Below are 12,916 nucleotides of genomic sequence, written 5' to 3'. Positions count from 1 at the left end.
AATGTGGGAGGGGGCTTGCCCCCGATGGGGCCCTGACAAGCGACTCAATAATCGAAGAACACCGTCTCCTTATCTGTGCCCTGCAAAATTACATTCCACTGGTGCACACCCGCCGCGTCCGGCTTGGCAATCAACGTGCCGCGCCGCTCGGCAGGCACACAGGCCAGCAACGGGTCGTCCCCGTTCAACGCCTCGCCCTCGAAATAAATCCGCGTCAGCAGGTGTTTCACCAGCCCACGGGCAAACACCAGCACCACCAGGTGCGGCGCCTGGGTCGTGCCTTGCAGGCCCGGCACGCTGCCCGGCTTGATCGTGGTAAAGCGGAAGCGCCCTTCGGCATCCACCGGCACCCGGCCAAAGCCTTCGAAGTTCGGGTCCAGCGCCTTGTCCTGCTCGTCTTCAGGGTGGTCGTACTTGCCGGCGGCATTGGCCTGCCAGACTTCGAGCATGGCGTCGTTGACAACATCACCGTTGCCGTCCACCACTTGCCCGCTGATCGCCACGCGCTCGCCGAGGGTGGCGGCGACGGTCAAATCCTCGCGGTTCAGCCAGGTCAGGCCGATGTGGTAGTACGGCCCGACGGTGTGGGACGTGGTCGCGTAGAGTGTCATCTCATTTCTCCATCGGCGTGGCGTCGCGGCCGCGCAGGACGATGTCCCAGCGGTAGCCGAGGGCATAGGAAGGAATGGTCTTTTCCAGGTCGAAACGGGCGATCAGGCGCTCCTTGGCGCTGGTATCCGGTACGCAGTTGTAGATCGGGTCGTATTCCAGCAGCGGGTCGCCAGGGAAATACATCTGCGTCACCAGGCGCGTCAGCACGCTCGGGCCGAACAGCGAAAAGTGGATATGCGCCGGGCGCCACGCGTTGTGGTGGTTGCCCCATGGGTAGGCCCCAGGCTTGATGGTCTGGAACTGGTACCAGCCATCGGCGTCGGTGACGGTGCGCCCGGTGCCGGTGAAGTTCGGGTCCAGCGGCGCATCGTGCAGGTCGCGCTTGTGGTTGTAGCGACCGGCGGCGTTGGCCTGCCAGATCTCCACGAGGATGCCCGGCACCGGCAGGCCGTTTTCATCCAGCACGCGGCCATGAATGATGATGCGTTCGCCCAACGGTTCGCCGTCGTGTTGGGCGGTGAGGTCGTTGTCCTTTTCGCTGACTCGCTCGGCACCGATGGTCGGGCCGGTGATTTCCGACAAGGAATGGGGCAGGAACACCAACGGCTGGGACGGCGAACGCAGGTTCGTCGACTGGTAGGCCGGGTGCAGGTAATCAGGCTGAGTGCCCGCTTGCGGGCGCCGGTAACCGGGCTTGTCACTCATGGAGCTGTCCTCTCTTATTAGATGCGTTCGATCGCCAGGGCCAGGCCTTGGCCGACGCCCACGCACATGGTCGCCAGGCCTTTACGGCCGCCGGTTTTTTCCAACTGATGCAGGGCCGTCAATACCAGCCGTGCACCGCTCATGCCCAACGGGTGGCCCAGTGCGATGGCGCCACCGTTCGGGTTGACCTGGGGTGCATCGTCGGCGATGCCCAGTTCACGCAGCACCGCCAGGCCTTGGCTGGCGAAGGCTTCGTTGAGTTCGATCACATCGAAGTCAGTCACGGCCAGGCCCAGGCGTTCCACCAGCTTGCGCACCGCCGGCACCGGGCCGATGCCCATCACCCGTGGCGCAACACCGGCGCTGGCCATGCCCAGCACGCGGGCGCGGGCAGTCAGGCCGTGTTTTTTCACCGCTTCGGCAGACGCCAGGATCAGTGCGGCCGCACCGTCGTTCACCCCCGAGGCATTGCCCGCGGTGACGGTCTTGTCCGGGCCGTTGACCGGCTTGAGTTTGGCCAGGGCTTCAAGGGTGGTGTCCCTGGGGTGCTCATCGTGCTCCACCACGGTTTCGCCTTTTTTCTGGACGACCCGTACCGGTACGATTTCTTCAGCGAAGAACCCGGCAGCCTGGGCGGCGGCGGTGCGTTGCTGGCTGCGCAGGGCAAAGGCGTCCTGGTCGGCGCGGGAAACCTGGTAGTCGTCGGCGACGTTATCGGCGGTCTGCGGCATGGCGTCCACGCCGTACTGGGCTTTCATCAACGGGTTGATAAAACGCCAGCCGATGGTGGTGTCTTCCAGCTTCATGTTGCGCGAAAACGCCGCATCCGCCTTGCCCATCACGAACGGCGCACGGGACATCGACTCGACGCCACCGGCAATCGCCAGCTCCATTTCGCCGCTGGCGATGGCGCGAAACGCGGTGCCGATCGCATCCATGCCCGAGGCGCACAGACGGTTGAGGGTGACGCCGGGAATGCTTTCCGGCAGGCCGGCCAGCAGCAACGCCATGCGGGCGACGTTGCGGTTGTCTTCACCGGCCTGGTTGGCGCAGCCGAGGAACACCTCGTCGACGGCCGACCAGTCCACGGAAGGGTTGCGCTCGATCAGTGCCTTGATCGGCACGGCCGCCAGGTCATCGGCGCGCACACTGGACAGGCCACCGCCAAAGCGGCCGATGGGGGTGCGAATCGCATCGCAGATAAACACCTCGCGCATCAGGCTTCTCCCGGGGCTTGGCCATGGGCGGCGGCCGTGCGTGCTTCGAGATCACGCAGGGCGGTCAACTCGACCTCGGTCGGCTCGGCGGTGGTGCTGACCTGCTCGGCAAACCGAATCGCCCAACCGGTGGCCGCTACGACTTGCTCGCGGGTCACGCCCGGATGGAGGGCGGTGACCACGAATTCATGGGTGCCCTCTTCCGGCTCCATGATGCACAGGTCGGTAATGATTCCGACAGGACCGGCACCCGGCAGACCCAGGCGTTTACGCGAATCCCCACCTTCGCCGTGGCCGACCGAGGTGATGAAGTCCAGCTTGTCGACAAACGAACGGGACGACTGCTTGAGGATGATCAATACGCTCTTGGCCGAGCCGGCGATTTCCGGCGCGCCACCGGCGCCCGGCAGGCGCACCTTGGGTTGGTGATAATCACCGACCACGGTGGTGTTGATGTTGCCGAAGCGGTCGACTTGCGCGGCGCCGAGGAAGCCCACGTCGATACGCCCGCCCTGCAGCCAGTAGCGAAAAATCTCGCCGGTCGGCACCACAGTGTCGGCGGTTTCCGCCAGCTCGCCATCACCGATCGACAGTGGCAATACGCTGGGCTTGGCGCCAATCGGCCCGGATTCGTAGATCAGCACCACATCCGGCGACGAAGTCAGGCGTGCCAGGTTGGCGGCCTTGGACGGCAGGCCGATGCCCACAAAGCATACGGAGCCGTTTTTGAGGCGACGCGCGGCGGCGACGGTCATCATTTCATTGGTCGAGTAAGCCATTACTTGGCCTCCTGCTGCGTGGTCAGCTTGGCCTGGAATTCACTGAAATCGGCAGTGCCGTGGATGTATTCATCCATCCAGGCGGTAAAGGTCCCACGGTCGCGGGCGATGGGGTCCCACGCCTGGTAGAAGCGATTGTCACGCTCGTTGTAGCCGTGGGCGTAAGACGGATGAGCACCACCGGGTACATGGCACACCGCCGTCAGGGCCCAGGTCGGCAGCACGCAGCTGTTCATCGGCGCGTTCAGGTCATCGACGATTTCTTCCACGGTGACGATGCAGCGCTTGGCCGCCAGGGCCGCTTCCTTCTGCACCCCTAGAATGCCCCAGAGCAACACGTTGCCCTTGCGATCAGCCTTTTGCGCGTGGATCACGGTGACGTCCGGACGCACCGACGGTACCGCTGCCAGCACTTCACCGGTGAACGGGCACGTCACGGTCTTGATCAGCGGGTTGACCTTGGGCAAGTCGGAACCCGCGTAGGCGCGCAGCACCGCGAACGGCAGGCCCGATGCGCCGGCGACGTAGGCATTGGCCAGGTCGGCGTGGCTGTGTTCTTCGATTTCCAACGGTTGCGGCCATTGCTTTTCGACCGCGTCACGCAGGCGATGCAGGGAACCTACACCCGGGTTACCGCCCCAGGAGAAAATCAGCTTGCGCGCACACCCGGCACCGATCAACTGGTCGTAGATCAGGTCAGGCGTCATACGCACCAGTGTCAGGTCTTTCTTGCCCTGACGAATGATTTCATGACCCGCTGCCGTAGGGATCAGATGGGTGAAGCCTTCCAGTGCGACAGTGTCGCCGTCGTTCACGAATTGCTTCACCGCGTCACGCAGCGCAAGAATTTCAGCCATGGGGTTGGGCTCCCGGTGTGGATCGAAAAGGCGCTGAGGTGGCGCCGAAGTGCTTGAAGATTAAGCCGGGGAAATCGGCCAAACAATCCGATAATCGACTCAGCGTTCGATTATCGAACGGATTGTTGGCAGGCTATCGATTGATCTCAGGTCGCATCCGCATGGCTGACCATGCCTTTGATCACCACGGCTGCCGTGGCCAAAGCGGCCGGAATCACCAGGGCGGTGAGCACCTGCTCGAAGTTCCAGCCCAGGCCCAGCAAGGTGGCGCCCATCCACGCGCCGAGGATCGCGCCGAAACGGCCGATGCCAAGCATCCACGACACGCCGGTGGCGCGGCCTTGGGTCGGGTAGAAGCGCGCCGCCAGGGATGGCATCGCCGATTGCGCACCGTTGACGCACATCCCGGCGACCAGCACCAAGGTGGCCAATAGGGTGATATTGCCCAGGCTCTGCCCCACCGCGTAGGCAAACACCCCGGCCAGCAGGTAGAAGGTGCCGATGACCTTGTGGGGGTTGAACCGGTCCATCGCCCATCCCACGCCGACGGCGCTCAATACGCCACCAAACTGGAACAACGCGCCGATAAACGCAGCCTGCTCCATGCTGGCGCCGCTGTCGCGCATCAGGGTCGGCAGCCAGCTGGTCAGCAGGTACACGATCACCAGGCCCATGAAGTACGTGAGCCACAGCAGCAAGGTGCCGGCGCTGTAGGTGCCCGAGAAAATCACCGCGAACACGTTGCGCGCCTTGACGGTTTTTTGTTCAGGCACGCTGAAGGCCGTGGCCTGGGCGACGATTAAGGGTTCGATGGGCGACAAAGTCTTGCGCACCTTGTCGACACCTCGATTGCGCACCACCAGGAAACGCGCCGATTCCGGCAGCCACAGCATCAGCACCACCACCAGGATCAACGGCAGGATGCCGCCGATCATCAACAAGGCGTGCCAGCCGAACGCCGGGATCAGCTTGGCCGAGATAAACCCGCCACCGGCCATGCCCAGGTTGAAACCACAGAACATGCTGGTCACCAATAGCGACTTGTGGCGCTCAGGGGTGTATTCGGAGAGCAAGGTCGTCGCGTTCGGCATGCCGGCACCCAGGCCCAGCCCGGTGAGAAAACGCAGCACCAGCAATTGGTCCACGTTGCTGCTGTAGGCCGAGGCCAGGCTGAAGGCGCCAAACACCAGCACCGCGCCCACCAGCACAACCTTGCGCCCGAAACGGTCAGCCAGCGGTCCGGAACCCAGGGCGCCGAATACCATGCCGATCAACGCAGCGCTCATCACCGGGCCAAGGCTGGCGCGGTCAATGCCCCAGTCCTGGGACAGCGCGGGCGCGATAAAGCCCATGGCGGCGGTGTCGAGGCCATCGAGGAAAACGATGAGGAAACACAGGATCACCACGCGCCACTGGTAACGGGACAGTGGCTGGGTGTTGATGAAGGACTGGACGTCCAGGGTCGTGCCGACAGAAGGTTGATTCATTATTCTTATTCCACACCGATGGCGGGCCAACGGCCTGGGGCCGTCATTATTATTGGGGCGCCCTCAAGAGCGCTGCCGCACAGTAATAAGCCGGGGGAAACATCGTCAATTGATCAAGCGGGGATCTGTGCGGTCACCGAACACCTTAGGCAAACAACTGCGCACTCAACTCACGGCTGGCACTGAGCATGCTCGGCAGGAAACGCTGTTCCAGCTCGCTGCGGCTGACCCGCCCAGCGTGAGTACTGACATTGAGCGCCGCCAGCACCTGGCCGGACGCGTCATACACCGGCACGGCGATAGAGCGCAGGCCTTGTTCCAATTCCTGGTCGACAATGCACCAGCCCTGCTGCCGCACTTGTTGCAGGCATTCGAACAAGGCCTCGGGGGTGGTCAGGGTGCGGCTGGTCTTGGTTTGCAGGTCGGCGTGATCTAGGTAGTCCTGCAGCGACGCGTCATCCAATGCCGCGAGCAGGATACGGCCCATGGAGGTGCAATAGGCCGGCAACCGTCCGCCCACCGACAGGTCCACGGAAATCAGGCGCTGGGTGGTGGCCGAACGGGCGATGTAGAGGATGTCGTCGCCTTCGAGGGTGGCCATGTTGCAGGCTTCGTGCAGTTGCTCGCTCATGCGGTCCAGGTAAGGCTGGGCCGATACCGCCAAAGGCGTGGAGGACAGGTAGGCATGCCCCAGGGTCAGGACTTTGGGCAGCAATGAATAGGTGCGCCCATCGGTGGTGGCGTAGCCGAGCTTGATCAAGGTATGTAGGCAACGGCGTACGGCGGCGCGGGGGATCTCGGTGCGGTGACTGATCTGGGCGATGGTCAGGTGGCGCTTGCGCTCCTGGAACGCCTGCACCACGGCCAGGCCACGGGCCAGGGAGGTCATGAAGTCCGGGTCGCCGGTAAACGCCTGGATACGTTTGGCCGGCGAGGCAACGATCGGCGGCGCCACTGACGCGAAAGAGTTGCGCAATTGATCGTTCATGCCAGGTTCCTTTCTCTTATTGTCAACCGCAGGGGATTAGGCTGCTATTACAAGCCGGGCCGGCCGTGGCGCACAAGGCACGCCCCGCAACATCGGGCGATTATCGGACAATCATGCGATTATCGCAATTCAGCACCGCACCTGGCAGATGTCCCAATCTCGCCATCCGATAATGTTAAGCCGGTCATTTAATAACGGTATCCCTTGTTGTATTTATGACGCCAGTTTTTCAGCAAATACCGACACGTCCACGTAACAAAACACTCACACAAAGTTGACGCTTTTTAACTTTATGCCGATAGTGTTATTCAAATGCGCCGCTATAATGCACCCTGTGCGGAGGTCAGCCCGGTTTGATATCGGGGCCGGAGCTCGCCAGACCATGCACAGGCCGTGCATGAACGGTCGCAACTACCTGCCTGCAATGACTGCCACAACAGTGGCCTCTCGTTTCCATTTCAAACTTGAACACTTCATGGGTTCAATTTGGAACAACCCGAGGCGGCATTCAGGCATTAACGCTGCTACGTATTTACACTCAACTCAATTAGGTAACAATGTGACGAAAGATGAACTGCGCGCGGAACTTGAGCGCCAGGAGCAACGTTACAAGGACGTTTACGGCGGGGAAGTCACCACCTACGCCGCCCAGCCTGAACCGGAACGCAAACCATGGCGCAAGCGAGCCAGCCTGCTCGACCAGGCATTTGCCCAGGAAATCCAAAAGATTGAACAGGAACTCAAGGCCGAAGAGCCATAAGCGCTTCGGCTTGAGTCTTGGGTCCTGGCTGGAGTGCTGCCATTTAGCCAGCGCGCCGTCGGCCTCATCCCGCGATCGCCTGTAAAATTTCATACAAATGTTTCAGGCATGACGATTTGGTGACAAAACCCTGTCTTTTCAGCGCTGCGCGTTATAAATCAAAGACTTGCCAAAGCCCCGAAAACCCTGGGATTGCCAGCTTTCGCCCAGGGCGATTCGATGAAGATTGATACCGATGAGCAGCTAGTGCATCGATTACCGAGGTTTTCTGGCATAATCGCGCCCCCTTACGACCGGGTCAGAAAACCTTCATGATCGATTTATTCAGCGGACTGGATGCTTGGGTTCTCGTGAGCCTGTTGCTCGCCCTGGCCTTTGTCCTCGCCTTCGAGTTCATCAATGGCTTTCATGACACCGCTAACGCGGTGGCCACAGTCATCTATACCAAAGCCATGCCGCCGCATCTGGCCGTGTTCTTCTCCGGGGTGTTCAACTTCCTCGGCGTGTTGCTCGGTGGTGTCGGTGTCGCCTACGCCATCGTGCACCTGCTGCCCGTGGAGCTGCTGATCAATGTGAACACCGGCCATGGCTTGGCGATGGTCTTCTCGTTGTTAGCCGCGGCGATCACCTGGAACCTGGGCACCTGGTACTTCGGTATCCCCGCCTCCAGCTCCCATACCCTGATCGGTTCGATCCTCGGTGTCGGCCTGGCCAATGCCCTGATCAACGACATCCCCCTGGCTGACGGTGTGAACTGGCAGAAGGCCGTCGATATCGGCGCGTCCCTGGTGTTCTCGCCGATGGCCGGCTTCCTGGTCGCAGCCCTGGTGCTGATCGGCCTGAAATGGTGGCGCCCGCTGTCGAAGATGCACAAGACCCCGGACCAGCGCCGCAAGCTCGACGACAAGAAGCACCCGCCGTTCTGGAACCGCCTGGTCCTGGTGATTTCGGCCATGGCCGTGAGTTTCGTGCACGGCTCCAACGATGGCCAGAAAGGCATCGGCCTGATCATGCTGGTGCTGATCGGTATCGTGCCGGCGCAGTTCGTACTCGACCTGGGCAGCACCACCTACCAGATCGAGCGTACTCGCGACGCCACGCTGCACCTTAACCAGTTCTACCAGCGCAACCACGAGACCCTGGGTGAGTTCCTGGCCCTGGGCAAAAGCGTGAAAGACGACCTGCCGGGCAAGTTCCGCTGCAACCCGCAGCAGACCGAACCCACCATCAATGCCTTGCTGGATACCTTGAAAGGCGTCTCCGATTACCATTCCCTGAGTGCCGATCACCGCATCGAAGTGCGCCGCTACCTGCTGTGCCTGGACGACACCGCGAAAAAAGTCGGCAAGTTGCCGGGCCTGGAAGCGCGTGAGAAGTCCGACCTCGACAAACTGCGCAAGGACCTCACCGCCACCACCGAGTACGCGCCGTTCTGGGTGATCCTCGCGGTCGCACTGGCCCTGGGCCTGGGCACCATGGTGGGCTGGAAGCGTGTGGTACTGACGATCGGCGAGAAGATCGGCAAGCAGGGCATGACCTATGCCCAGGGCATGTCGGCACAGATCACCACCGCCACCATGATTGGCTTCGCCAATATCTTCGCCCTGCCGGTCTCCACCACCCACGTCCTGTCTTCCGGCGTAGCGGGCACCATGGTCGCCAACAAGAGCGGCCTGCAAGGTGGCACGGTCAAGACCATCCTGATGGCTTGGGTGTTGACCCTGCCTGCGACCGTGGGCCTCTCGGCCGGCTTGTTCTGGCTGGCCTCCAAGGCACTGGGCAACTGATCGCCAGGCGCTGACAAAAAAGGTGCGGCCTCTGTGAGGACCGCACCTTTTTTATGGACCAGAATTAAACACCCAAAAAAAAGGGCGACCGAAGTCGCCCAAAATGCCTTGCGTGCTCATGTAACCCGGAAAGACCTAAGGTTTTTTACGCTTGTTCGCGTCTTTCCAGATAAAAAATCCAAACCCTACAAAAAACAGCACCATGAGGCTTACAGTCAGCACTCCGGCGAATACCACATTATCGATAAACATGACCGGCCTCCTGCACTTGCCTTGTTGCGATAGGGCTAAGTTAATGGAGAAGGCGGATTGGAAAATTGACGGGGATCAATGTCGCCCGCGACGGGGCGTAAAGAAGGGTAATAACTGACCTGCATCAATAGATGCAGGCCGTTTTAACGCTTTTTGGGTTTGTTCTTTGATTTTTTCTTGGCTTTGCCTAAAGGCATCGCCTGTTCAAACGCCTGGCGCACTTCATTCAGGCGCTTGTCATTCAGGTCATGCACGCGCTTGGCGCGTTCGGCGTTCAGGTCGATCAGCTTGTCGTCATCACTCATGGCTTGGCTTACGTCGTGGCGAGTAAGGCTCAATAATGCGGACTCCTGCGCCCGACGGCAAATCAACCGGCGACAAAAGGCCGAGCGACGCCCAAAATCGGCACTTTCCAACCACTCAAGGAGGCCCATCCAGGTGGCACTGCATAAGGATCTTCCGCCGCTGCTGGCCCTGCGCGCCTTTGAAGCCGTGGCCCGGCACTTGAGCTTTATCAAGGCCGCGCAGGAGTTGTCGGTAACCCAGAGTGCCCTGAGCCATCAGGTACAAAAACTCGAACAGCACCTGGGTAAATCGCTGTTTATCCGACGCACCCGCGCGATCGATCTGACCGCAGACGGCCAGCAGTACTACGCCGAAATCCGTCCCGCCCTGGACGCCATCGCCGTCGCAACCCGCGCCCAACGGCTGGTGCCCAGCGCCACGGTGTTACGTGTCGGCCTGCTGGCGTCGTTCGCCACCCTGTGGTTGGCGCCGCGCCTGGCCGGTTTTCTCAACCGCTATCCGCATATCCAGGTGGAGTTGCTGCCGGCGATTCAACTGGCAAACGTCGCGGCGGCCGAAGTCGACCTGGCCATTCGCTACGGCAAGGGCGACTGGCCCGACGTACAGGCCACACGACTGATGCCGGAGGTGATCTCACCGGTGTGCAGCCCGGCATTCAAGGCCAGCCAAGTGCACAACGGTGCGCTGTTGATGGCCACTTCGCACCGGCCTTTTGAGTGGACGGACTGGTCTGGGCATTATCAAGTCGACCTCAGGCACCACCCGCGCGTCATGCTGCACGACTACAACATCGTGGTCGAAGCCGCGGTGGCCGGCCAGGGCATTGCCATGGGCCGTCATCGCTTGATCCAACGCAGGCTGGATGATGGCAGCCTGGTAGAAGCCTTCGATTGGCCGCCCTATCACAGCGAAATAGGCTACTGGTTGATTGCAGCGCAAGGCCCTGCCAGCGACGCCGCGCGGTGTTTCAGCGAGTGGTTGAAGGACATCTGCCGCGAGACGTGAGTTATTTCGATACGTCGAATGAGATCTATCCGTTTGTCGACACTCCCCCCTGCCCCACATGCTGAAACCTCCTGACCCAAGAGGATTCACCATGAGCGACTCCCTCCGCCACCGCGTGCAAGCCCTCGGCCTGACGCTGCCATCACCCAGCCAACCGATTGCCAACTACATCAACCATGTGGTCAGCCAGAACCAGCTGTTTATCTCTGGGCAAATCCCGCTGATAGACGGCAAGCCTGCCTACGTGGGCCGCCTGGGCGAATCCCTCAGCGAGGAAGAAGGTATCCAGGCAGCGGAACTGGCTGCACTGGGCTTACTCGCGCAATTGAGCGATGCCCTGGGCGATGACCTGTCGCGCCTGGTGCGCGTTCTGCGCCTGGGGGTGTTTATCGCCAGCAGCGGCGAGTTCCAGCGCCAGGGCGCGGTGGCCAATGGGGCGTCCAACCTGCTGGTGAATGCCCTCGGCGAAAAAGGCCGGCATGTGCGCACGGCAGTGGGCGTTTCAAGTCTGCCGGCCGGCGTGGCGGTGGAGGTTGACGGGATTTTCGAGTTGCAGCCGTGAGCCCGCTGCACGTGCAACATCTGCGCGAGGGCACTCCCGGCTGCCAATCGGGCATCGTGCACTTCAACTCTGCCGGTGCCTCCTTGCCGAGCCAGGCGACCCTTGACGCCATCATCGACCAACTACAACGCGAAGCCCGCGACGGCCCGATGGAAGCCGGCGAGCATGGCGCGTTGCTGGTAGAAAAAGCCCGCCGCGCGGCCGCGCAGTTGCTCAACGCGACCACCCCGTCTATTGCCTTTGCCAGCAGCGGCTCGACCGCCTGGAGCATGGCGTTCCAGGCCTTGGGCCCGTGGCAGCCGGGCGACCGCATTCTGGTAGGACGCCACGAATGGGGCGGCAACCTGGCGAGCATGCAGTGGGCGGTGCAAGCCGGCGCGCGGGTGGACGTCATCCCCTGCGATGCCACCGGCGCGGTGTGCCCCGTGGCATTGGAAGCGATGATCGATTCAAGGGTAAAGCTCATCGACCTCACCTGGCTCCCCGCCAACGGCGGACTGATCAACCCCGCCCAGGCCATCGGCGAAGTGGCCAGGCGTCATGCCATTGCCTACTTTATTGATGCCGGCCAAGCCGTCGGCCAGGTGCCGGTGGACGTGCAGGCGTTGCAGTGCGATGTGCTCAAGGCGGCCGGGCGCAAGCACCTGCGCGGGCCACGGGGAACGGCGCTGCTGTATGTGCGGCCGGATTTCCTCTCGCACTTGAACCCCGCCCAGCGCGACGTGTTTTCCGCCCCCTGGAGCGCCGACGGTTTCGACCTGCGCAACGACGCCCGGCGCTTTGAGACCAGCGAGGTGTCCTTTGCCCTGCTAGCGGGCCTGGGCAATGCACTGCAGGAGATGAATCAGTTGGGGATCGAGCGTGTGTGGGAACGCATCACGCACACCAGCAGGCGAATCCGCGAAGCATTGCGTGGGATTCCGGGCGTTTCCCTGCATGACCTGGGCACGCTTCAATCAGGCTTGATCGCCTTCAACCTCGCCGGCTGGGACGCCTTCGAACTCAAGCGGCAATTGGGATTGAAACGGATCAATATCGGCGCCAACGGTGTGGCCTACACCCCGTTGGATATGCAGGCCCGTGGCCTGACCAGCATTGCGCGGATCTCCGTCAGCCCGTTCAACAACGATCACGACATCGAGTTGCTGATGACGGCCCTGGGGGAACTGCGGGGCTAAACCTCGACGTCCACCCACAAGCCCTGGCGCGGCGCGTCTTCGATCAGCGGCACGACCGGTACGGTGTTGTCGGCATTGAGCAGGTCGCCCGGGATCGCCAAGTGCTGATCCGGGTCTTCATCGGCTTCGCGCCGGCGTTTCTGCTGTTCCTGCTGGCGGCGTTGTTCCTCGCGCAGCAAAAAAGTCGACTGCTCGGCATCGCCCTTTTTCAGGTCGATGGTGCTTTCGTTGGAGCCCGCTTGCACAGGGACCACGGGCGGAATATCGGGTTTCTGGCGGACCGGGTCGAGTTGCGACGTAACCGGTACGACGCTGACGGGCAGCATAGGTGGAAGCATGATAGTTGTTCTCCTGTCAGCAGGCTGTCGGCGGGCCGCGCGACGACTTGAGCGCAGGTTCGCCAACCTGTGACCCAGTCGAC

At 61.8% G+C, this 12,916-nt stretch carries 15 protein-coding genes; 5 read left to right on the top strand and 10 right to left on the bottom strand.

Annotated elements, in window-relative coordinates; translation table 11 throughout:
* Positions 1-44: 44 nt before the first annotated feature.
* From pcaG to pcaR, 7 genes are all read right to left on the bottom strand, one after another.
* Positions 45-611, bottom strand: coding sequence for a protocatechuate 3,4-dioxygenase subunit alpha (gene pcaG, locus AC07OP_RS23040; protein ID WP_098480246.1), 567 nt, complete (start codon positions 609-611; stop codon positions 45-47).
* A gap of 1 nt (position 612) precedes the next feature.
* A complete protein-coding gene (pcaH, locus tag AC07OP_RS23035; RefSeq protein WP_027604405.1) occupies positions 613-1,317 on the bottom strand; it encodes a protocatechuate 3,4-dioxygenase subunit beta in 705 nt (234 codons plus the stop codon).
* Positions 1,318-1,334: 17 nt separating this feature from the next.
* Positions 1,335-2,537 (bottom strand): 3-oxoadipyl-CoA thiolase, encoded by a 1,203-nt coding sequence (gene pcaF, locus AC07OP_RS23030; protein WP_495101047.1) that lies wholly within the window; start codon positions 2,535-2,537, stop codon positions 1,335-1,337.
* Positions 2,534-3,313, bottom strand: a complete 780-nt coding sequence (locus AC07OP_RS23025) for a CoA-transferase subunit beta (protein WP_027604407.1) — start codon at positions 3,311-3,313, stop codon at positions 2,534-2,536. Before AC07OP_RS23025 ends, pcaF begins: the two co-directional genes overlap by 4 nt.
* Positions 3,313-4,170 carry a CoA transferase subunit A gene (locus tag AC07OP_RS23020; protein ID WP_065928284.1) on the bottom strand — a complete coding sequence of 286 codons (858 nt, stop codon included), beginning with the start codon at positions 4,168-4,170 and terminating at the stop codon, positions 3,313-3,315. The genes AC07OP_RS23025 and AC07OP_RS23020 overlap by 1 nt, the downstream gene beginning before the upstream one ends.
* 146 nt (positions 4,171-4,316) lie before the next feature.
* Positions 4,317-5,657 carry a 4-hydroxybenzoate transporter PcaK gene (pcaK, locus tag AC07OP_RS23015; protein ID WP_495101001.1) on the bottom strand — a complete coding sequence of 447 codons (1,341 nt, stop codon included), beginning with the start codon at positions 5,655-5,657 and terminating at the stop codon, positions 4,317-4,319.
* 145 nt (positions 5,658-5,802) lie between these two features.
* On the bottom strand, positions 5,803-6,645 hold the full coding sequence (pcaR, locus tag AC07OP_RS23010) for a pca regulon transcriptional regulator PcaR (protein WP_025855315.1): 843 nt from the start codon (positions 6,643-6,645) through the stop codon (positions 5,803-5,805).
* Between the two features lie 559 nt (positions 6,646-7,204).
* Between pcaR and AC07OP_RS23005 the strand changes: the two genes are divergently transcribed.
* Positions 7,205-7,405, top strand: a complete 201-nt coding sequence (locus AC07OP_RS23005; protein ID WP_003172389.1) for a hypothetical protein — start codon at positions 7,205-7,207, stop codon at positions 7,403-7,405.
* 311 nt (positions 7,406-7,716) lie between these two features.
* Positions 7,717-9,192 carry an inorganic phosphate transporter gene (locus AC07OP_RS23000; protein ID WP_027604410.1) on the top strand — a complete coding sequence of 492 codons (1,476 nt, stop codon included), beginning with the start codon at positions 7,717-7,719 and terminating at the stop codon, positions 9,190-9,192.
* A 135-nt stretch (positions 9,193-9,327) separates the two neighbouring features.
* On the opposite strand, the gene ccoM is transcribed toward AC07OP_RS23000, so the two are convergent.
* Both ccoM and AC07OP_RS22990 read right to left on the bottom strand, forming a co-directional pair.
* Complete coding sequence (ccoM, locus tag AC07OP_RS22995) at positions 9,328-9,444, bottom strand: cytochrome c oxidase subunit CcoM (RefSeq protein WP_017530457.1); 117 nt, start codon at positions 9,442-9,444, stop codon at positions 9,328-9,330.
* 143 nt (positions 9,445-9,587) lie between these two features.
* Complete coding sequence (locus AC07OP_RS22990) at positions 9,588-9,782, bottom strand: hypothetical protein (RefSeq protein ID WP_131697188.1); 195 nt, start codon at positions 9,780-9,782, stop codon at positions 9,588-9,590.
* A 100-nt stretch (positions 9,783-9,882) separates the two neighbouring features.
* Between AC07OP_RS22990 and AC07OP_RS22985 the strand changes: the two genes are divergently transcribed.
* The 3 genes from AC07OP_RS22985 (at position 9,883) to AC07OP_RS22975 (ending at position 12,495) form a co-directional block, all read left to right on the top strand.
* Entirely contained in the window at positions 9,883-10,755 is an 873-nt protein-coding gene (locus AC07OP_RS22985; RefSeq protein WP_495101000.1) for a LysR substrate-binding domain-containing protein, read from the top strand.
* A gap of 91 nt (positions 10,756-10,846) precedes the next feature.
* Positions 10,847-11,317: a RidA family protein gene (locus AC07OP_RS22980; protein ID WP_495100999.1), complete on the top strand. Its 471-nt coding sequence runs from the start codon at positions 10,847-10,849 to the stop codon at positions 11,315-11,317.
* On the top strand, positions 11,314-12,495 hold the full coding sequence (locus AC07OP_RS22975) for an aminotransferase class V-fold PLP-dependent enzyme (protein WP_495100998.1): 1,182 nt from the start codon (positions 11,314-11,316) through the stop codon (positions 12,493-12,495). The genes AC07OP_RS22980 and AC07OP_RS22975 overlap by 4 nt, the downstream gene beginning before the upstream one ends.
* Here the strand turns inward: AC07OP_RS22975 and AC07OP_RS22970 are convergent.
* Positions 12,492-12,833: an aspartate-semialdehyde dehydrogenase gene (locus AC07OP_RS22970; RefSeq protein WP_065926412.1), complete on the bottom strand. Its 342-nt coding sequence runs from the start codon at positions 12,831-12,833 to the stop codon at positions 12,492-12,494. The two genes, AC07OP_RS22975 and AC07OP_RS22970, sit on opposite strands and share 4 nt — an antisense overlap.
* Positions 12,834-12,916: the final 83 nt, after the last annotated feature.

This window comes from Pseudomonas sp. GW821-FHT09D08 (assembly GCF_059416305.1).
Note: the sequence above shows the minus strand (reverse complement) of the source record. Positions and strands in the feature narration are given on the sequence as shown.

Coding starts and splice junctions, on each gene's coding strand:
- pcaG (WP_098480246.1), bottom strand. CDS start 611: ATGACACTCTACGCGACCACGTCCCACACCGTCGGGCCGTACTACCAC.
- pcaH (WP_027604405.1), bottom strand. CDS start 1,317: ATGAGTGACAAGCCCGGTTACCGGCGCCCGCAAGCGGGCACTCAGCCT.
- AC07OP_RS23025 (WP_027604407.1), bottom strand. CDS start 3,313: ATGGCTTACTCGACCAATGAAATGATGACCGTCGCCGCCGCGCGTCGC.
- AC07OP_RS23020 (WP_065928284.1), bottom strand. CDS start 4,170: ATGGCTGAAATTCTTGCGCTGCGTGACGCGGTGAAGCAATTCGTGAAC.
- pcaK (WP_495101001.1), bottom strand. CDS start 5,657: ATGAATCAACCTTCTGTCGGCACGACCCTGGACGTCCAGTCCTTCATC.
- pcaR (WP_025855315.1), bottom strand. CDS start 6,645: ATGAACGATCAATTGCGCAACTCTTTCGCGTCAGTGGCGCCGCCGATC.
- AC07OP_RS23000 (WP_027604410.1), top strand. CDS start 7,717: ATGATCGATTTATTCAGCGGACTGGATGCTTGGGTTCTCGTGAGCCTG.
- ccoM (WP_017530457.1), bottom strand. CDS start 9,444: ATGTTTATCGATAATGTGGTATTCGCCGGAGTGCTGACTGTAAGCCTC.
- AC07OP_RS22980 (WP_495100999.1), top strand. CDS start 10,847: ATGAGCGACTCCCTCCGCCACCGCGTGCAAGCCCTCGGCCTGACGCTG.
- AC07OP_RS22970 (WP_065926412.1), bottom strand. CDS start 12,833: ATGCTTCCACCTATGCTGCCCGTCAGCGTCGTACCGGTTACGTCGCAA.